This window comes from Allobosea sp. FG18 (assembly GCF_057809495.1).
This window is the reverse complement of record NZ_JBMDKB010000007.1, coordinates 201872-219026: the sequence shown is the minus strand read 5'-3', so window position 1 is coordinate 219026 and position 17155 is coordinate 201872. Positions and strand designations below refer to the sequence as shown.

General features: G+C 63.7%; 20 protein-coding genes and 1 pseudogene. 17 read left to right on the top strand and 4 right to left on the bottom strand.

Going from position 1 to position 17155, the window contains the following annotated elements:
• Nucleotides 1-21: 21 nt before the first annotated feature.
• On the bottom strand, nucleotides 22-2154 hold the full coding sequence (locus ACODTJ_RS10670; RefSeq protein ID WP_142847991.1) for a heavy metal translocating P-type ATPase: 2133 nt from the start codon (nucleotides 2152-2154) through the stop codon (nucleotides 22-24).
• A gap of 210 nt (nucleotides 2155-2364) precedes the next feature.
• Between ACODTJ_RS10670 and ACODTJ_RS10665 the strand changes: the two genes are divergently transcribed.
• From ACODTJ_RS10665 to ACODTJ_RS10650, 4 genes are all read left to right on the top strand, one after another.
• A complete protein-coding gene (locus tag ACODTJ_RS10665) occupies nucleotides 2365-2805 on the top strand; it encodes a disulfide bond formation protein B (protein WP_142847990.1) in 441 nt (146 codons plus the stop codon).
• Nucleotides 2802-3227, top strand: a complete 426-nt coding sequence (locus ACODTJ_RS10660; protein WP_488848641.1) for a DsbA family protein — start codon at nucleotides 2802-2804, stop codon at nucleotides 3225-3227. The genes ACODTJ_RS10665 and ACODTJ_RS10660 overlap by 4 nt, the downstream gene beginning before the upstream one ends.
• Nucleotides 3164-3460, top strand: coding sequence for a DsbA family protein (locus tag ACODTJ_RS10655; protein ID WP_488848639.1), 297 nt, complete (start codon nucleotides 3164-3166; stop codon nucleotides 3458-3460). Before ACODTJ_RS10660 ends, ACODTJ_RS10655 begins: the two co-directional genes overlap by 64 nt.
• 71 nt (nucleotides 3461-3531) lie before the next feature.
• Entirely contained in the window at nucleotides 3532-3948 is a 417-nt protein-coding gene (locus ACODTJ_RS10650) for a MerR family transcriptional regulator (RefSeq protein ID WP_142847988.1), read from the top strand.
• 7 nt (nucleotides 3949-3955) lie between these two features.
• Here the strand turns inward: ACODTJ_RS10650 and ACODTJ_RS10645 are convergent, their stop codons facing one another.
• Nucleotides 3956-4891, bottom strand: coding sequence for a bile acid:sodium symporter family protein (locus ACODTJ_RS10645; protein WP_488848637.1), 936 nt, complete (start codon nucleotides 4889-4891; stop codon nucleotides 3956-3958).
• An 8-nt stretch (nucleotides 4892-4899) separates the two neighbouring features.
• On the bottom strand, nucleotides 4900-5265 hold the full coding sequence (locus tag ACODTJ_RS10640) for an ArsR/SmtB family transcription factor (RefSeq protein WP_142847986.1): 366 nt from the start codon (nucleotides 5263-5265) through the stop codon (nucleotides 4900-4902).
• Between the two features lie 925 nt (nucleotides 5266-6190).
• Here ACODTJ_RS10640 and ACODTJ_RS10635 point away from each other — a divergent pair.
• The 4 genes from ACODTJ_RS10635 (at nucleotide 6191) to ACODTJ_RS10620 (ending at nucleotide 9181) form a co-directional block, all read left to right on the top strand.
• Nucleotides 6191-6508, top strand: coding sequence for a DUF736 domain-containing protein (locus ACODTJ_RS10635; RefSeq protein WP_488848636.1), 318 nt, complete (start codon nucleotides 6191-6193; stop codon nucleotides 6506-6508).
• Nucleotides 6509-6907: 399 nt separating this feature from the next.
• The gene (locus tag ACODTJ_RS10630; RefSeq protein WP_142848013.1) at nucleotides 6908-8101 is read left to right on the top strand and encodes a DUF932 domain-containing protein; all 1194 of its coding nucleotides are present in this window, start codon (nucleotides 6908-6910) and stop codon (nucleotides 8099-8101) included.
• A 296-nt stretch (nucleotides 8102-8397) separates the two neighbouring features.
• Nucleotides 8398-8613: a transcriptional regulator domain-containing protein gene (locus tag ACODTJ_RS10625; protein ID WP_142847985.1), complete on the top strand. Its 216-nt coding sequence runs from the start codon at nucleotides 8398-8400 to the stop codon at nucleotides 8611-8613.
• 91 nt (nucleotides 8614-8704) lie between these two features.
• On the top strand, nucleotides 8705-9181 hold the full coding sequence (locus tag ACODTJ_RS10620; RefSeq protein WP_255448417.1) for a DUF2285 domain-containing protein: 477 nt from the start codon (nucleotides 8705-8707) through the stop codon (nucleotides 9179-9181).
• Nucleotides 9182-9195: 14 nt separating this feature from the next.
• Here the strand turns inward: ACODTJ_RS10620 and ACODTJ_RS10615 are convergent, their stop codons facing one another.
• A complete protein-coding gene (locus ACODTJ_RS10615) occupies nucleotides 9196-9483 on the bottom strand; it encodes a DNA -binding domain-containing protein (protein WP_142847983.1) in 288 nt (95 codons plus the stop codon).
• 452 nt (nucleotides 9484-9935) lie between these two features.
• On the opposite strand from ACODTJ_RS10615, the gene ACODTJ_RS10610 reads away from it, so the two are divergent.
• The 9 genes and pseudogenes from ACODTJ_RS10610 (at nucleotide 9936) to ACODTJ_RS10570 (ending at nucleotide 17103) form a co-directional block, all read left to right on the top strand.
• Nucleotides 9936-10208: a helix-turn-helix transcriptional regulator gene (locus tag ACODTJ_RS10610; RefSeq protein ID WP_142847982.1), complete on the top strand. Its 273-nt coding sequence runs from the start codon at nucleotides 9936-9938 to the stop codon at nucleotides 10206-10208.
• Nucleotides 10209-11237, top strand: a pseudogene (locus ACODTJ_RS10605) (replication initiator protein A); the annotation flags it as partial.
• Nucleotides 11238-11530: 293 nt separating this feature from the next.
• Nucleotides 11531-12184: a ParA family partition ATPase gene (gene parA / locus ACODTJ_RS10600; protein ID WP_142847981.1), complete on the top strand. Its 654-nt coding sequence runs from the start codon at nucleotides 11531-11533 to the stop codon at nucleotides 12182-12184.
• Nucleotides 12181-12435 (top strand): hypothetical protein, encoded by a 255-nt coding sequence (locus tag ACODTJ_RS10595; protein ID WP_142847980.1) that lies wholly within the window; start codon nucleotides 12181-12183, stop codon nucleotides 12433-12435. Before parA ends, ACODTJ_RS10595 begins: the two co-directional genes overlap by 4 nt.
• Complete coding sequence (locus ACODTJ_RS10590) at nucleotides 12432-12950, top strand: DUF2840 domain-containing protein (RefSeq protein ID WP_142847979.1); 519 nt, start codon at nucleotides 12432-12434, stop codon at nucleotides 12948-12950. The genes ACODTJ_RS10595 and ACODTJ_RS10590 overlap by 4 nt, the downstream gene beginning before the upstream one ends.
• Nucleotides 12947-13492, top strand: a complete 546-nt coding sequence (locus ACODTJ_RS10585; RefSeq protein ID WP_488848631.1) for a S26 family signal peptidase — start codon at nucleotides 12947-12949, stop codon at nucleotides 13490-13492. Before ACODTJ_RS10590 ends, ACODTJ_RS10585 begins: the two co-directional genes overlap by 4 nt.
• A 67-nt stretch (nucleotides 13493-13559) precedes the next feature.
• Nucleotides 13560-13907: a DUF736 domain-containing protein gene (locus ACODTJ_RS10580; protein ID WP_142847977.1), complete on the top strand. Its 348-nt coding sequence runs from the start codon at nucleotides 13560-13562 to the stop codon at nucleotides 13905-13907.
• Nucleotides 13908-13911: 4 nt separating this feature from the next.
• Nucleotides 13912-14853: a lytic transglycosylase domain-containing protein gene (locus ACODTJ_RS10575; RefSeq protein WP_488848630.1), complete on the top strand. Its 942-nt coding sequence runs from the start codon at nucleotides 13912-13914 to the stop codon at nucleotides 14851-14853.
• Between the two features lie 195 nt (nucleotides 14854-15048).
• Complete coding sequence (locus ACODTJ_RS10570) at nucleotides 15049-17103, top strand: relaxase/mobilization nuclease domain-containing protein (protein WP_142847976.1); 2055 nt, start codon at nucleotides 15049-15051, stop codon at nucleotides 17101-17103.
• Nucleotides 17104-17155: the final 52 nt, after the last annotated feature.

The window sequence follows — 17155 nt, the reverse complement described above, 5'->3', positions numbered from 1 at the left end:
GCCTTCGCGCACTGCTTAAGCTCATTTGTCGCGGGTGCCGCGCCAGGTCAGCAGGCGCAACGCATTGGCCGTAACGAGGACCGTAGCGCCCGTATCGGCGAGGATCGCCATCCAGAGCGTGGTAATGCCGAATAGAGTCGTCACGAGGAAGACGGCCTTCAGACCAAGCGCTATGGCGATATTTTGCCAAATATTGCCGAGTGTCGCCTGTGACAACCCGATGAGATCGGCAACACCCGTCACCCGGTTTCTGAGCAGCGCGGCATCTGCGGTCTCCAAAGCAACGTCGGTGCCTGCTCCCATGGCGACACCAACGGAAGCGGCTGCGAGCGCCGGCGCGTCATTGATACCGTCTCCCACCATGGCGATCGGGCCATCAGCCTTGAGGCGGCCGATCTCGGCGAGCTTGGCGTCGGGCAACAATTCGGCGCTCGCCTCAAGGCCAAGATGGGCCGCGATGGCGTCGGCCGTGCGCTTGTTGTCGCCGGTCAGCATCAGTGGCCGCACACCCCGATCTGTCAGTCGCTTCACACCTTCGATAGCGTCGTCGCGTGGTTCGTCGCGCAGAGCGATCAAACCCTCGACGGTCTTGCCCTTTAAAAGCACAACGACCGTCTTGCCTTGGCTCTCCAGTGTCGTGATCGTCTCGGCGATGTTCTCTTCAAGGGCAGCCTGTTCGGCGGCATGACGGGGAGACCCGACCGAAGCGAAGCCGTCCTTCAATCGCGCTGTGACCGCCTTGCCTGGTGTGGCAACGCCGCCTCCGAAGGTGACGGGCAGTTCGAGCCCACGCGACTCCGCCGCCGCCACGATTGCAACCCCAAGCGGATGGCTGGTGTTGCGCTCGACCGCTGCCGCGATGGCAAGGACGGAGTTCTCGTCCCCATTGATCGGCACAATGTCCGTCACCTGGGGGTGGCCACGCGTCAACGTTCCCGTTTTGTCGAAGGCAACGGTTACGACCTTGCCGAGTATTTCCAGCGCCGCCCCGCCCTTGATCAGCAATCCCTGACGCGCGCCGGCTGCAAGACCTGACGCGATGGCCGCCGGCGTGGAAATCACGAGTGCGCAGGGACAAGCAATCAGCAGCGTGGCGAGACCCCGATACACCCATGTCATCCAGTCGCCGCCGAAGGCGAGCGGCGGTACGACAACGATCAGAGCCGCAACGACCATCGCGCCCGGCGTATACCAGCGGCTGAAACGGTCGATCATGCGCGCCGTTGGGGCCTTTGATTCCTGAGCTTCCTCAACCATGTGGATGATACGGGCAATGGTGTTGTCAGCCGCGACATGGCTGATCGACACCCGCAGCTCGCCATTGGCATTGATGCTGCCGGCATAGACGGTTGCGCCGGCTTCTTTCAGCACGGGCACGGATTCGCCTGTCACGGGGGCCTCATCGACCTCGGATACACCGTCAATCACCGTGCCGTCAGACGGCACACGGTCACCAGGCCGGACAACGACGACATCACCAATGGCCAGCTCTTCGGCAGCGACCTGCTCAACGGCACCGTCGCGCTCGCGGAACGCGACGCGAGGCACGAGGTCGATCAACGCCTCGATACCGGCGCGCGCGCGGCCAGCCGCTACGGTTTCAAGCAGTTCGCCCACTGCGAACAGGACGATCACGACAGCGGCTTCTTCGGCCTCGCCAATGGCGACCGCGCCGAGTGCCGCAACCGTCATCAACGTCTCGATGGTGAAGGGCGAGCCGGACATCGCTCCGGCGACCGCGCGCCTCGCGAATGGGATAACGCTGATCAAGGCCGCGCCTGAATAGAGCCATTGCTCCCAATCCGGCAGGATACGCGCGAGGGCGAAGGCAAGCACGAACAACGCGCCGGTCAGGAGGACAAGCCGACCCTTGCTGCCTTTCCACCACGCCTCTGTACTGCGCTTACGAGGCGGGCCCGCCTTTGTCTCCGCCTGTTCGATCACTGGCGTGTAGCCCAGCGCGCGGATCTTTTGCTCAATCGTGCCGAGGGCCGTGCGGTCCTCATCGAGTTGCAACGCGAGCGTCTCGTTGGCGTAACTGACATTGACGTCGCTAACGCCTGGCAGACGTTGCATCGCCGTTTCGATTTTCAACGCGCAGGATGCACAGTCCATGCCTTCTACACGCAGTTTGTAAGGGCTCGCTGCCGCCATGAGATGTCACCTCGACAATTTGATGTAACACCGCAGATAGACCCTGTAGCAACTACAGGGTCAAGGGCCGGTTTCTATGATTACCTTTGCGCGGCGATCCGTGCGCGAATCCGTCGCACAGAGACTTGACCTTGTAGCTTGTACAGGGTGCAAAGATGCTCGAAATACAAAGCTTGATGGAACGAAAGAAACGTTGCGAAAGGGAGTGCTATGACCACCGGTGCGGGCACGACTGAAAATGTCTGGGCGGCCGTGTTCTTGGCATGGCTCATCGCGCTTGCCGCCTCGCTGGGCGCTCTCTTCATTGGTGAGATTATGGGACAGACACCGTGCAATCTGTGCTGGTATCAACGCGCTTTCATGTTTCCGCTGGCGGTCATTCTGGCTGTTGCCAGCTTTCGGGGCGATGCCAGCGTTTCCTGGTACGGGCTTCCACTGGCCGCCCTCGGCGCCGCCATCGCGGCGTTCCACTCCTTGCTTTATGCGGGCGTCATTCCCGCCGCCATCGAGCCCTGTGGTCAAGACGGCCCATCCTGTTCGAGCGCGGATATGACGATTCTTGGCGTTTTGCCGCTCCCCTACCTATCGCTCTCTGCCTTCTTGAGCATTGCCCTTCTTCTCGTTCTCGCGCGCCGGAGGCGTCCAGCATGACCAGACGGTCCATCGTACTTTTCACTGGCCTCGTCGCACTGATCGTCTTTGCCGGCGGAGCCTTTCTCTACGACCGCTACGGCAGCACCTCGGCACAGCTCGTTGCAACACCGCAAGGTGATTCGATGGTCAGGACGCATTCACCAATCATTGGCCCTGCGGATGCGCCGGTGACGATCGTGGAATTCTTCGATCCGTCCTGTGAGGCCTGCCGAGCCTTCTATCCAGCCGTTAAGCAGATCATGGCGAATTTCCCTGACGAGGCGCGCCTTGTCATCCGATATACGCCCTTCCATGAGGGATCGGAGGAAGCCGTCAGGATTCTGAAACGGCCCGTCTTCAGGACCGCTACGAACCCGTGCTGGAAGCCTTGCTGGCGCGCCAGCCGGAATGGGCCGTGCATGGTGCACCCGACCTTGTGAAAGCCTGGGAAATCGCAGCGGCGGCCGGGCTTGATGTCGAGCAGGCACGGCGCGAGATGTCCTCGTCCGAGATCGACGCGGTTCTTGAGCAGGACCTGGCCGATGTTCAGAGCAATAAAGTTCGCCAGACACCGACTTTTTTCGTGAATGGCAGGCCGCTCGAATCTTTCGGACCGCAGCAACTCTACGATCTGGTGCGTGAAGAGGTGGAGAGTGCCAGAGCGGCACAATAGGCGAGCCATCAAGATCGACAAACGTCCAGATCGAACCTACATTGACCCTGTATTCGCTATAGGGTCACGCAATGAACTCTTCAATTCTGACGATCGGACATCTTGCAAGGCAGACCGGCACCAAGGTCGAGACAATCCGGTTTTACGAGAAGAATGGTCTACTGCCCGAGCCGTCACGCACCGAAGGCAACTATCGGGCTTATGAGCCGGATCATCTGAACCGGCTGAGCTTCATCCGGCGCGCGCGTGATCTCGGTTTCTCGCTCGACCAGATCAGGGCGCTTCTCGCACTCTCCGACAATCGCGGGCAATCCTGTGCGGCTGTTGACGCCATCGCTAGTGAACACCGTGCAGAGGTTGAAAAGAAGATCACTGATCTGATGGCGCTTAAGGCCGAACTCGACAGGATGATCGACCAATGCGGGTGCGGCGTCGTCGCCGATTGCAGGATTATCGAAACCCTGTCTCCTCTGCCGTCGAGAACCTAATGACTGCTCACCGCAGCGCCGGGCCTCTCGATGCCAAAATCTTTGCGGCGATCGGTGACGTAATCATCTGGATCACAGCGAAGAAGGCGGCAGGCACGGCGATTTTCGAGGGCAACCCGGACGCCGCTACGAACGCCGCTGCAATGGAGAACTCCTTTTTGCTCACCGTGAACAGGTAGGCGATCAGTTCTTGCCGGTCGGCCACAAAGACTTGCGCGACGGACCCGACCGCATAGCCGATCAGGTTCAGCGTGAGCGCGGCCAGCGCGATCACGAAGGCGAACCAGCCATAGCCGAGGATTGTTTCGGCGTTCGGACCGACGACCGCCAGAAGCAGGAGCAGATAGAGCACCGAACCAAGAGAGGGATAGAGGCCATCGTGTCGGCCGACCGCTTCCGGGTATCGCGTGCGTAGGTAGACCCCGATCACGGTCGGCAGCACCACGATCTGCACTAATTCCATGATGACCGCCCCGATGGGAACTTGCAGCTCGATTCCGGTGAGAAGCAGGAACAGGATTGGCACGATGAAGGGCGAAAGCACTGTGTTGACCGCATTGAGGACCGCCGCGAGGGCGACATTGCCGCGTGCGAGCAGGACCAGCAACGGAGCGGAAACGTCAGTCGGCAGAGTGCCGACAAGGGTTTGACCGGCGGCCAGCGGCCCAGAGCCGAAGAACAGCCGCCCGGTGAACCATCCGGCGAGCGACATGGGACCATAGACGAGGCCAAGCGCCCAAAGCTGCCGGCTCGGCTTCCGGAAAACCAGCTTCACGGCGTGAGCGTCGAATGTCAGGCTGATGACCAGCATCAGCAATGCCAGAAGCGGGCTTATGCCGCTTTCAAGGACCATGCCGAGCGAAGGGACGAGCAGGCCAAGCGCGGCCGTTACAACGGCCAGCAGCAGGAGATTGTTTTCAACAAAAGCGAGGGCTTTCTGCATCGGCAGTCCTATTCGCAGCGGATCGTGCCGGTCGGGCGGCCCTCGCATTTCGCGAACAGGGCAATCGCTTGATCGCAATATTTGCAGTGACCTTGGCAGCAGTCGTGCATGAGGAAGGCGACGAGATCGGAGAGCGCCGGCCAATCGGCGCTGTAGATGATCGACTTGCCATCTCGCCGCCCCTGCACGAGTCCGGCACGCTCCAGTTCCTTGAGATGGAAGGAGACGCGCGACGGCGGCGCATTATCGAGCGCGCCGGCGATGGCACCAGCGGCCATGCCGTCAGCGCCGGCGACGACCAACATGCGGATTATCCGCAAGCGGTCCTCGTGAGAGAGCGCGGCGAAGCCCGCGAGCGCGTCGTTTTCGTCCATATCATTTCAACGTTTCATGTTTTGTTGAAATTGTTGCTTATAGACGGAGCGCACTCGCGTCAATGTCGCGCAAATCCTAAAGCCTGCAACAGATCGGCCGATCCTGGAAATCAAAGGTCTCCGTGTCGTATGTCTTTGTCGTTAGCGGCGGAAAACGCGCGACATAATTTGCGACAATAGGTGTCGTTTGATGGCGTTACCCTTCGGGCCGGGCTTTCGGCTGCGCCGGAACCACGCCTATGGCGCGTTTCCGCCATTCGGCTTCAATCCCATAACGCAAGGGCGGCGGCGCCCATTTCGCGGCAAGCCCAACCCGGTTGAGCAAGGGGCCCGGGGCCGATCCTGGTCGCCACGGCAGGCCCATGACGAGGTTGGGCTTTCCGTCCGCTTCAACCGGCAGGCGGATCAGCGCCGGGAAGCTCGAACCGTCCGCTTGGACGAGGCATGGCGCAACGCCCCGCAAGCGATCTTCGGGCCACGCCGGACACGGTAGCACCCGCGAAGGTCAGACGAAACCACACCCACTATAGCCCCCGCTGGCGATCGGCGAACTTGCCTTGCCGGTCGGGTCAGGGAAGGCCGTAACGGGAGGACCCGCGCACCGTCCCCGATCCCGGCGAGGCGCAGGACGGTCGCCATTGCCGTGTTCCATCTGATTTCCTGTTCGGACGCCCCATTCGCGTCCTCGATTGGCATGGTCTGACCGAGGACCGCCGCCGCTGAAGCGGCGCCTCGCTCCCTTCCCGCAACGTCCGTCGCCAGCTTTTTTCCGCCGCCTTCGGCTTTGCATCGCGAAACAAAAAAGCCGTCGCCGGCCGCCTTCCACGATGTTCCAGCCCCAAGGGGTGCGGGGCCGATCGTCCCCGGTCTCACGACCGCCATCGAGGTCGCAATGGCGCGGCCCGACAGGAAAAGGAATACGACAATGGCAACCATCGGCACCTTCACCAAGAACGAGAACGGCGTGGGCTTCACCGGCGCGGTCAAGACCCTGACCCTCAACGTCAAGGCGAAGTTCACCGCCACCGAGGGCGATAGCGAGCGCGGCCCCGACTTCCGCATCTTCGCAGGCGCTACCGAGTTCGGCGCGGCCTGGAAGAAGATCGCCCGCGAGACGCAGCGCGAATACTTCAGCGTCAAGCTGGACGATCCGAGCTTCCCTGCACCGATCTACGCCAGCCTGGTCGAAGCCGAGGACGGAAAGTCCCACAACCTCATCTGGTCCCGCCGCAACGGCGACTAAGACCGGCCCCGAGACTGCCCCGCTCAACCGAGCGGGGCTTCTTTTTGCTCATGGCCGCCACCGCTCAAGGAACAAGGAGATCGGGATACACGGCTTTCCGGTTCTCGGGTTTTGCGTATCCCGATCAGATTTTCTCTCCCGTCCTCCGCTGCGCTCTGGCCGGGCTGGTTGCTTGGGGGCGCTGCCCCCTGGCGCGGCACAAGGGCGGCCGGGCGGTATCCCCAGCCTTCCGCGCGGATGCCAGCTTTCGCACCTTCGTTATGACTTCGATCCGCTTGTGCAGGCCGGGTGATCCCCCTCCGCCCGTCCGTCCTTGCACCTTGCACCCCCCGGTCTCGCCGACGGGCAGGGTTGCAGCGCAGCGCTGCGCTCCAACCCAAGCCCATGAAAGGAAAGACCATGAACACCATGACCATCAACGCCAGCCAGCCGGTTTCCAAGGGGTATCGCGTGGACATTTCGCGCGGCCAGAATATTGGTCGCGTTTCATCGGAATGGTTTTCGCGCCCGGATGATGAGCGCTATCTGTCGCTCACCGAGCTTTACGACGCGGTGAAGGCCCGCGCGGATCGCGCCAAGGCGCGCACCGTGGAGAGCCGCGCCGTGCGCGTGGAGGCGACCCGCGACAATACCGAGCGGCTTTCGCTGATCGTGCCCGGACAGGAGCAACCCGTCGCCCCGACGCATTGGAGTTTCGGCCAGCTTTGCAGCCTTGTCGGTGCACCGGCCCGATACCTGCGCGAGCTTCCCGCGCCGCTGGCTGGCATCAACCTGCAACATGGCTTACTGTCCCATCGCGGCGAGCTTGTGAAAACGCTGGAAACCGAGGATGGCCGCGTTGAGCTTCGGGCCGTGACCGGCCCCGACTATGGCCGCATCTGGGATCATGAGCTTGTCGCCGCCGTGATGAAGATCGCCGGGAACGGAACCGGGGACACCATGTGGAAGGTGCCGGGCGTGCTGGATTGGGCGACCATGACGCACAACCCCTTTGTGGATGTAACCAAGGACACGACCACGCTTTACGCCAGCGACCGCGACGTTTTCCTGTTTCTGGTGGACGACACGCACCCCATCGAAGCCGGACGCCTGCCGAATGGCGACCCCGACCTTTATTTCCGGGGTTTTTATTGCTGGAACAGCGAAGTCGGATCGAAGACCCTCGGCATCGCCTCTTTCTATCTCCGGGCGGTCTGCATGAATCGAAATTTGTGGGGCGTCGAGAATTTCGAGGAAATCAGCATCCGGCACAGCAAGTTTGCCGCGCAACGCTTCGCCCATGAAGCCACCCCGGCGCTGACCAGCTTTGCCAATTCCAGCCCCGCGCCTTTCGTCGCCGGGATCAAGGCGGCGCGGGAGCGGATCGTCGCCCGCACCGACGAGGATCGGGAGAGCTTTTTGCGCAAGCGCGGTTTTAGCAAGGCGGAAACCGGCAAGATCATCGAAACCGTGTTGCAGGAGGAAGGCCGCCCGCCCGAAAGCATCTTCGATTTCGTCGCAGGCATGACGGCGCATGCCCGCAGCAAGGCCCATCAGGATACGCGCCTTGAACTGGAAACGAAGGCGAAAACCTTGCTGGAGAAGGCCGCATAGCCCTCAAAAGCCGCGCAGCCGGAAATCCGGTTGCGCGGCTTCCCGGTTCTCCAATTTTCCGCCGATCCGGCATCGCGGATCGGCGGTGCGGCCATGCCCAAAAACATGGCCGCGCTCGCCGGGCTGCGCCCGACTCGCAGAATCACACACGCACTGTTAAGAACAAAGTAACCAAGTAATTTATTGAGTTACGCGCTTCGGTTATCGCGACTGCACAGCTACAACGACTTCCGGTCTTCTTGAAATCTCTCTATCCGGGCGTTGCCCTGCGCCGCCCGGTATAGGGAGGTGACGCCATGTTGAGTATTGATTGGCGTGTTCCGGGCGCTTACGGGCACGCAAAAACCATCCCCGCCGCCGGATTCGCCTGGGAGTATCTTCGTCGCAATGAGGACTATCATCGCGACTTCGAGACCATATCACGCTTGAAGAAACCGGCTGCCAGCCGACTGGAAACCTTCTCGAAGCGTTGGGGGTTGCGATTTCCCGTCCGACCCCGAAACCCCACCTGACCGACAATCCCTGTTCTGGATTCCAAGCCTCCAGCCGCAAGTTGTTCTCCTTTCGCCCGTCCAGCATCGGGACGGCGCGACAGAACCTATAGTGACGCTGGCGCATCTGTCCGGCCTTGATCTGCGGCACGCGGCGGACGGATGGCATGGTATCTGGCAGGTCGATGGCGTCGCGCATCAATTCTGGCTGCCCGAGGCCGTGCCCGATGCAGCCGCCTTCTATGCCGCTACCCTGCTGATGGATTCCTTCATGGAGCTTCGCGCCCATGCGACCCGCCGCCTATGGCGATCCCTCAGCGGACGGGCACCTGGCCCGGACTTCCGAACCATGCCCGCCCAGCTCCGGCAGTTTCACACCTTGTCCCTGCGCGCGCTCGACGCTCGCCTGCGGGGCGAAAGCTACCGCGTCATTGCCGAAATTCTGCTCGGCTTTCGCGGGAGCAAGGAAGATTGGGAAGCCGATCCCCGCAAGAATCAGGTCCGGCGTCTGGTCGCCCACGGCATCAAGATGATGCGGGGCGGCTACCGCCTCTTGCTGCACTATCCGATCAAACCGCCTGCCAAGTGAAGCGCCAGCGCTAGTCAGCGCTGAGCTGCGACCGCCTGTTCCAAGATGCGCCGATATCCCTCGCGTGAAAGCCATTGGGCGCGCGCGAGGTGGCTTTCCCAGCAACGCAGCGTTCGCGCTTCGTCGTCAACCGGATCGCGGTGCAGGACGATCCGCGCAACTTCCTTCCAGTCCGTGCCTTCCGCCTTCGCGTCGAGAAGGCGCAGATAGGTGACGTAGTGCTGTTCATCGTATGGCGTGATGTTGTTACCCGTTGGCGCTTCGTCGCCTACATCAGGATCGAGTTCGACGGGTGTTTGCATCGTCGTTCCCCTTTTACCCGGAAGAGCCGAGCTTGCGGTGCGCCCCCGCAAATGGCCCCTCTGACCTGGTGATCGGGGAGTTAGTAACCGTGTTGGACGGCCCCATGGCCTTTAGGCGGGTAGCCCTGGACATACGCCATGGGCTCCCCGACCATAGGGTCAAGGAGTGTGGTGCCGTCACGGCCGACACCAACCGCCAACAGGGGTTACTAAGCCCCAGAGCAGCGCGTCTGCTCCGCCCGTAGTCTTAACCGAACCGCGCACGAATGTCTTCGCCAATTCAACGCGACGGCCACGCCCCCACTGAAATCGTTCCGCTTTTCGTCTTCGCGGGGGGTGCCGCCAGCGCATAGGCGCAAATACGGCACGCTACAGGTCGCCGATCCCTCGCCATCGTTCGCCATAGCCCGCTGCCGGCATCGGCAGCCCGACCGACGAACGAGGTGAACCCCATGGCCATCCGCCGCAATGCGGACCTGCCGCCGCGCCTGTTGCGCACAAAGGAAGCTGCGCGCTTCCTTGGCTTGTCCATCCGCACATTGGAGAAACATCGCACCTACGGCACCGGCCCGACCTATCGCAAGGTCGGCGGCCGCGTTCTCTACACCGTCCGCGATCTGGAAGCGTGGAGCGCCATCGGCACCCGCAAATCCACCCGCGACAAGAACGCCGGCACGGTCTTCGCCGCACGCCCGCTCACACCCAAAGAACGGGATGAGTGCTGAATGTTGCGCGACGACGAACATAGACCCGCGCAGCCGACCGACGCCAGCGAGCGCAGCCGCCTCGATCCCTTCGTGGTCGCAACCGGCGATGCCGCGCCGCGCGACCAGCGCGATTTGATGGAGCGGCCCTTCTTCTCGCTGGCGAAGCGGCCCCGCACTACGCCGATCCTCTACCGGGCCGCCGATGTAGAGGTGCAGGTGTTCGCCATGCCCGAACATGGCATGGCGACGATCTGGGATGCGGATGTGCTCATCTGGGCTGCCAGCCAGATCGTCGCGGCCGAGAACGCCGGTTTCACCACGTCGCGCTTCTTCCGCTTCATGCCATATCAGCTCCTGCGCGCCATCGGGCGGGCCACCGGCAACCGGGATTACCTGTTGCTCAAGGCCGCGCTCGCGCGCCTGCAATCGACCGTCATCGCTACGACGATCCGCAACGGCCGGCATTGGCGGCGGCGGCAGTTTTCATGGATCAACGAGTGGGAGGAAATGACGACGCGCACGGGCCGCGTCGAGGGCATGGAATTTGTCCTGCCCGAATGGTTCTACAACAGCGTCATCGACCGCTCGCTGGTGCTGACCATCGACCCGGCCTATTTCCGGCTGACCGGCGGCATCGAGCGCTGGCTGTATCGCGTCGCCCGCAAGCATGCCGGACGCCAGACCGAGGGCTGGGCGTTCGAGGTTTCCCACCTTCACCAGAAATCCGGTAGTTCGGCCCGGCCGTCCGACTTCGCGCTCGACCTGCGCCGGATCGCTGCCCGCCAGTCGCTGCCCGGCTATTGCCTCCAGATCGAATGGGAAGACGGCCGGGAGTTGCTGCGTTTCCGTCCCGAAAATCTATCCACAGTGCCTGTGGATAACCATGTGAATCCTATCGGGACATTAGGCGCACGCAGTATCGGGACATTAGGCGCAAATCGCCCGCCGGACTCTATAGAAGAATCTAACAAAGAATCTAACTCTTCTTCTTTGACGCGCGCGCACGCGATCCATGGTGCCTGTCGGGGTGCCAGGTTTCGCGAACCGGGGCGAGGTTTCGCGGACTCGCTCCGGGAAACGCGAACCGGGTTCACGAACCCGGAACCGAATACTGCCCAGAACCCCTCGGTTTCCAAGCCGGTCCACTCGATCAACGACGATCAGGTGGCGCAAAATCTGCGCAGAAACCAGTACGCAAACCCGGATCACCACGAGCCCGATTCACAAACCTGGAACGAGTCGCTCTCCGCCAATCCATTGGAAAGGCAAGATTCTGCCGACGGTTCGATTCACGAAACCTGGAAAAACGACAGTGCCGGCGCCACCCGGCGAGGTGCGCCATGATCGTCGCCGTTCTCAATCAGAAAGGCGGCGTCGGCAAAACCACGCTGGCGCTGCATCTCGCCGGAGCCTGGGCGGCGCAAGGACGGCGCGTCGTGCTGATCGACGCCGACCCGCAAGGCTCCGCGCTCGACTGGTCCGAACGGCGCAGCCATGAAGGGCTGCCGAGGCTGTTCAGCACCCTCGGCCTGGCCCGCGATACGCTGCACCGGGAAGCCCCGGAGCTGGCCCGCGATTCCGATCATGTCGTCATCGACGGGCCGCCCCGTGTCGCCAGTCTCATGCGCTCGGCGCTGCTCGCCGCCGACCTCGTGCTGATCCCGGTGCAGCCGTCCCCCTTCGATGGTTGGGCCTCGGCCGAGATGCTGGCGCTTCTGAGGGAAGCACGCATCTACCGGCCCGAGCTTGCCGCCCGCTTCGTTCTCAATCGTTGCGGCATACGCACGGTCATCGCGCGGGAGACGGCCGAGACGCTGGCCGATCACGATCCGCCCATGCTCTCCGCCACCATCGGCCAGCGTGTCGTCTTCGCCGACGCCGCGCAGTCCGGCCGGCTCGCCAGCGAGATTGACGGCGACAGCCCCGCCGCGCGCGAAATCGCGGCGCTGGCCGCCGAGATCGACCGGCTGCGCATCGGAAGGGCCGCGCCATGACCGGACGCACCCGCAAGCCCGGCTTCGCCTCCCGGCCGGGCAATCCCGAAAGCTGGATCAGGGCGGCCGAGGCGCAGCCGGATGGAAAGGCCGCCGGTGAAGCATTCACCGCCCGCCTGACCATAGACGTCACGCCTGAGCTGCGCGGCCGCATCAAGGTCGCCGCCTTCCGGCGCGGCATCACCGCCAGCGACATGCTGCGCGACCTGCTCGCGCGTGAATTTCCATCCTCCGAAGGAGATCAGCCATGACCGGCAAAGCGGCCCGCCGCATGCCCGGCCGTCCGCTGCCGGATGGCCCCGCACCCTTCACCACATTGGTCGAACTGACCTTCGAGAAGCGCAAGGTCGAGCATTGGATACGCTTCGGCCGCAAGAGCTACGAACAGATCATCGACCGCCGCCGCAGCGTCGTCGGCTTCGCGCCGAACAGCATATTCGCTTTCGTGCGATGGGCGGCCGGCGACCATGGCACGGTGATTTCCCGCATCGACATCGTGCGCGCCATCGGCCGTGGGGAGCCGTTCCAGACGCTGCCCTTTGTTCGCCCCGGTGGCGAAATCCTGTTGCGCCTCGGTAGCTGGGCGAAGGTGCAACGCGCACTTGCCGCCATCGACGCCGTGAAAGCGCTCGGCCTCGATCCGGCAGACGTATCGCCGGAGCACTGGCGGCATGTTCATAACCGCCTGACGGTCGGTCTGGAGCCGCATCCCTACACGCCCGAGCGGCATGCAGCATGGATCGGCCGCCAGAGGATCGACCCATGACGTGCCGCCGCATCCTCACGGTAACGGCGCTGGCCGTCATCGGTATCGCCGCCGCAAGCGTCGTCGATTGGCCTGCGAAACTGATCTGGAACGCCACCGCCAGCGCGCCCATCGGCTTCTACACGGTCGCGCCAGCCGACGCGCTCGACGTGCCGGAGCTGGTCGCCGTCATGCCGCCCGAACCGCTCGCCGCCTTCATGATCGAACGGGGTTACGTCGCACGCGGCGTCCCGCTCCTGAAGCGCGTACTCGGCTTGCCGGGACAGCGCGTATGCCGCGACGGCTCCGCGATCACGGTCAACGGAATCGAGATCGGCGAGGCGCTGGCGCATGACCGGATCGGCCGCGAACACCCTGTCTGGCAGGGCTGCCGCATCATCTGCGACGGCGAACTCTTCCTGATGAATTGGGACGTTCCCGACAGTCTCGACGGCCGATACTTCGGCCCCATCCCCGCAAATTCCGTCATCGGCCGAGCGGTCCCGATCTGGACCGACGAGGAAGGCGACGGCCGCTTTGAATGGCGCGCGCCGACGCAATGACCGCTTCCCCATCAGCGGGAGCGGTGCCCGCCGATGGTTCTCCAACCTCACCGCCAAGGAGAATGTCATGCCCCAGATTGGTGAATTTACGCGCGACGAGGCCGGCTTCATCGGAAACCTCGGGACGCTCTTACTGCATCAGGACATCATCATCGTCGCGGCAGAGCCGTCCGATGCGGAGAACGCACCGGATTATCGCGTTCACCTCTTCGACGGCATGAGCAACGAAACCGGCCCGGAGGTCGGCGCAGCCTGGAAACGCACCGGCGAGAAGGCCGGCGAATATCTTTCCGTGCTGCTGGACGATCCCACATTCCCGCATCCGATCCGCGCCAACCTGTTCCGCGACGACGATGCGGGCGCGTCGTGGTCGCTGCACTGGAGCCGCCCTAAACCGCGCGACGAGCGGGACTAAGGCCATGCGAACCCGCATCATTCCCGCACTCAAGACCCTCATCCCGTTGTTCGCGGAAGGACCGGCTCATCCCGCCGTCCCGCTCAGGCGCGAGACGGCCGACGCGCGCAGCGAAGGTCAAGGGCGGCCAACGGCCGGCGCTTGCGCCTTGCCCTTGACCGCAGCGAGCACGCTGGCAGGCTGGTGTCGTGGCGGAGACAGGGCGGCATGGCGCTATGCCGCCCTGATAGTAGCCGGCGTGCTGTCGTTCGGCGGCGGATCGGCTTTCGCGGTCGCGCAATCGACGCCGGCCGCTCAGTCCGCCGCCCATCCTCATGCCGCTCACATTGCCGAGGCGTCGCAGCGCTTCGGCATCCCCGAACTCTGGATTCGCGCCGTGCTGCGCGCCGAAAGCGCGGGCGACGTGCGCGCGGTCTCAACGGCCGGCGCGATGGGGTTGATGCAGGTCATGCCCGACACCTGGGCGGGCCTGCGCACCCGTCATCGGCTCGGCCGCGATCCCTACGAGCCGCGCGACAACATCCTCGCAGGAACGGCCTATCTGCGCGAGATGTTCGACCGCTACGGCAATGTCGCGGCGATGCTGGCGGCCTACAATGCCGGTCCCGGTCGCTACGATGAATACCTTGCGACCGGCCGCGCATTGCCCGCCGAAACCCGCGCCTATGTGGCCGCGCTCGCGCCGGTTCTCGGCGGCGCGGCTGCATCCGATACCATGGTATCGGCACCGCCACCGCCGCCCGACTGGCGCGAAGCCCCGCTCTTCGTCACGCGCCGCAGGCCGGCAGCATTTTCGTGGCCCGCGCCGACGATGGGGGAACGCCATGAGGACGGCGTTCCCGTCCTCGGCGCGATCCGTTCCGGTGTCCAGTCGGGCAGGTTTGCGCCTGGCTGGATTCCCGGCAGGAAGGGCGGAAAGGGCGAAAAGGAAGGAGGGCAAGATTGAAGAAACCGGCACCATATCGGGCCGGTTTCCGAAATTGTTGTTGTCTGCACACTGGTTGGGCGGCCGATTCCGGCACCATGGATTTGAGGCGTGGAGTGCCGCAATTTCGCGCAACGCCTTGGCTTTGCGGGATTTCGACCGGCACCATGGCCGCCGATTGCCCGATTTTCCACCATTTTGGCCGGAGGCGCATCCATGAGCGCCGATGACGAAAACCGCTTCCGGCCGAAGCCCGGCCGTATCCGCTCGGACACGCCGCGCGCGGGCAAGACCAAGAGCTTTCTCACGCAAGCCAAGAAGATCGCCCGGCAGCAGCGCCGCACGTCGCCCCGCGTCGGTTTCGGAACGGCGGCGTTCACGCCCGTAACCCCGGCCGGTTCGCATGTGGTCCTGTCGAGCGGCAAGGGCGTGAAGCGCGGGCGCGGCGCGATCTTCGTCCGCACTCGCAACCTCGGCGGCGGCTGGCATCACCGGCAGCCGGGCGCGCGTCGCGTCATCGTCCAGCAGCGCTACATCCTCCACCCCGGAAAGGGCCATAAGGCGCAATCCCATCTTCGCTATATCCAGCGGGACGGCACTTCGCGCGACGGCGAGCGCGGACAGCTTTATTCCGCCACCGAAGACCGCGCCGACCGCGACGCCTTCATTGATCGCGGCCAGGACGACCGCCACCAGTTCCGGTTCATCGTCTCGCCCGAGGACGGGGCAGAGCTATCCGACCTCACAGCCTATACCCGCGACCTCATGGGCCGGGTGGAAGGCGACCTCGGAACCAAGCTCGATTGGGTTGCGGTCAACCACTACAACACCGGCCATCCCCATGTGCATGTCATCGTCCGGGGCAAGGACGAGCTGGGGCAAGATCTGGTCATCAACGGCGACTACATCGTTCACGGCATCCGCGAGCGCGCCAGCGAGCTTGCCAGCCTCGAACTCGGCCCCGTGACCGAGATCGAGCAGACCCGCAAGCTCACCGCCGAAATAGATCAGGACCGATTCACCCGCATCGACCGAGCCATGGCTGAGGAAGCCGACGGACGGTTCATCGACCTGCGCCACGAGCCGGGGGAGCCGAAGCGGCAGTTCGAGCGCAGCCTTCGCCTGCGTCGGCTTTCCAAGCTGGGGCGGATGGGCCTCGCCACCGAACACGCGCCCGGCGTCTGGGAATTGAACGAGCGGCTTGAACTGACGCTGCGCGAGCTGGGCGAGCGCGGCGACATTATCCGCACCATGCAAAGATCGCTCGCCGCCGATGGGCTTGAGCGCGATCCGATGACCTTCCGCATCCATGAGGGCGCACCCGCAACGCCTGTCACCGGCCGCGTCCTCGACAAATATCTCGCCAACGAACTGGGCGACAATCTCACCATCGTCGTGGACGGGATCGACGGGCGGACGCACCATATCGCCAACATCGACCCCATGCAGTTGGAGGATGCCCGGATCGGCGGCGTCATCGAGATCGGCCGTGCCGAGGCGACGGCCCGACCGTCCGACCGCACCATTGCCGCCATCGCCGAGGACGGCATCTATCGGCCGAGCCGCCATCTGGAGCAGGCGAAATTCGAGGGCCGCGTTCCCGGCGGCGACTATGAGGGCTATGTCGATGCGCATGTTCGGCGACTGGAGGCGCTACGCCGCGCTGGAATCGCCGAGCGGATCGACGCCGACCAGTGGCGTATCCCCGAGGATTTCGAGAGCCGCGCCGCTGCCTATGACGCTGGCCGCACCCGGCAGGCCAGCGTTCGCGCCCTGTCGGCCTTCGATCTGGAAAAGCAGATCGGGGCGGACGGCGTGACCTGGCTTGACCGCCGGATGATCCACGGCGAGACCGCCGACCTTGCAGCAGCGGGTTTCGGTCAGGAGGTGCGTGAGGCCATCGACCGCCGCCGCGAGCATCACGTTGAACAGGGTGACGCTACCCGAGCGCGGGACGGCCGCGTGTTATACCGGCGCAACCTGCTAGCCACGCTGCGCGAGCGGGAGGTTGCCCGCGTCGGCGCGGAGATGGCGGAGAGCAAGGGGCTGCCGTTCCGTGCCGCCACAGATAGCGAGAACGTCAACGGCAAGTTCACCGGCACCGTGCAGCTATCCAGCGGCAAGTTCGCCATCGTCGAAAAGAGCTATGAGTTCACGCTTGTCCCGTGGCGGCCGGTCATCGACCGTCAGCTTGGCCGCGAGGTCATGGGCGTCGTGCAGGGTGGTTCGGTGTCGTGGCAGTTGGGGCGATCGAAAGGCCTGGGTATCTAGTGTGTCGCACTTTTCCCAGTTGTTCGAGCAGCGACACCATAAGTGCTCGTGT

Excerpts from the sequence above, each read along its gene's own strand:
- ACODTJ_RS10615 (WP_142847983.1), bottom strand. The coding sequence starts at position 9,483 with ATGCAAACACCCGTCGAACTCGATCCTGATGTAGGCGACGAAGCGCCA.
- ACODTJ_RS10670 (WP_142847991.1), bottom strand. The coding sequence starts at position 2,154 with ATGGCGGCAGCGAGCCCTTACAAACTGCGTGTAGAAGGCATGGACTGT.
- ACODTJ_RS10660 (WP_488848641.1), top strand. The coding sequence starts at position 2,802 with ATGACCAGACGGTCCATCGTACTTTTCACTGGCCTCGTCGCACTGATC.
- ACODTJ_RS10665 (WP_142847990.1), top strand. The coding sequence starts at position 2,365 with ATGACCACCGGTGCGGGCACGACTGAAAATGTCTGGGCGGCCGTGTTC.
- ACODTJ_RS10585 (WP_488848631.1), top strand. The coding sequence starts at position 12,947 with ATGACGTGCCGCCGCATCCTCACGGTAACGGCGCTGGCCGTCATCGGT.
- ACODTJ_RS10580 (WP_142847977.1), top strand. The coding sequence starts at position 13,560 with ATGCCCCAGATTGGTGAATTTACGCGCGACGAGGCCGGCTTCATCGGA.
- ACODTJ_RS10650 (WP_142847988.1), top strand. The coding sequence starts at position 3,532 with ATGAACTCTTCAATTCTGACGATCGGACATCTTGCAAGGCAGACCGGC.
- ACODTJ_RS10640 (WP_142847986.1), bottom strand. The coding sequence starts at position 5,265 with ATGGACGAAAACGACGCGCTCGCGGGCTTCGCCGCGCTCTCTCACGAG.
- ACODTJ_RS10575 (WP_488848630.1), top strand. The coding sequence starts at position 13,912 with ATGCGAACCCGCATCATTCCCGCACTCAAGACCCTCATCCCGTTGTTC.
- ACODTJ_RS10595 (WP_142847980.1), top strand. The coding sequence starts at position 12,181 with ATGACCGGACGCACCCGCAAGCCCGGCTTCGCCTCCCGGCCGGGCAAT.
- ACODTJ_RS10630 (WP_142848013.1), top strand. The coding sequence starts at position 6,908 with ATGAACACCATGACCATCAACGCCAGCCAGCCGGTTTCCAAGGGGTAT.
- ACODTJ_RS10635 (WP_488848636.1), top strand. The coding sequence starts at position 6,191 with ATGGCAACCATCGGCACCTTCACCAAGAACGAGAACGGCGTGGGCTTC.
- ACODTJ_RS10610 (WP_142847982.1), top strand. The coding sequence starts at position 9,936 with ATGGCCATCCGCCGCAATGCGGACCTGCCGCCGCGCCTGTTGCGCACA.
- ACODTJ_RS10645 (WP_488848637.1), bottom strand. The coding sequence starts at position 4,891 with ATGCAGAAAGCCCTCGCTTTTGTTGAAAACAATCTCCTGCTGCTGGCC.
- ACODTJ_RS10570 (WP_142847976.1), top strand. The coding sequence starts at position 15,049 with ATGAGCGCCGATGACGAAAACCGCTTCCGGCCGAAGCCCGGCCGTATC.
- ACODTJ_RS10590 (WP_142847979.1), top strand. The coding sequence starts at position 12,432 with ATGACCGGCAAAGCGGCCCGCCGCATGCCCGGCCGTCCGCTGCCGGAT.
- ACODTJ_RS10625 (WP_142847985.1), top strand. The coding sequence starts at position 8,398 with ATGTTGAGTATTGATTGGCGTGTTCCGGGCGCTTACGGGCACGCAAAA.
- parA (WP_142847981.1), top strand. The coding sequence starts at position 11,531 with ATGATCGTCGCCGTTCTCAATCAGAAAGGCGGCGTCGGCAAAACCACG.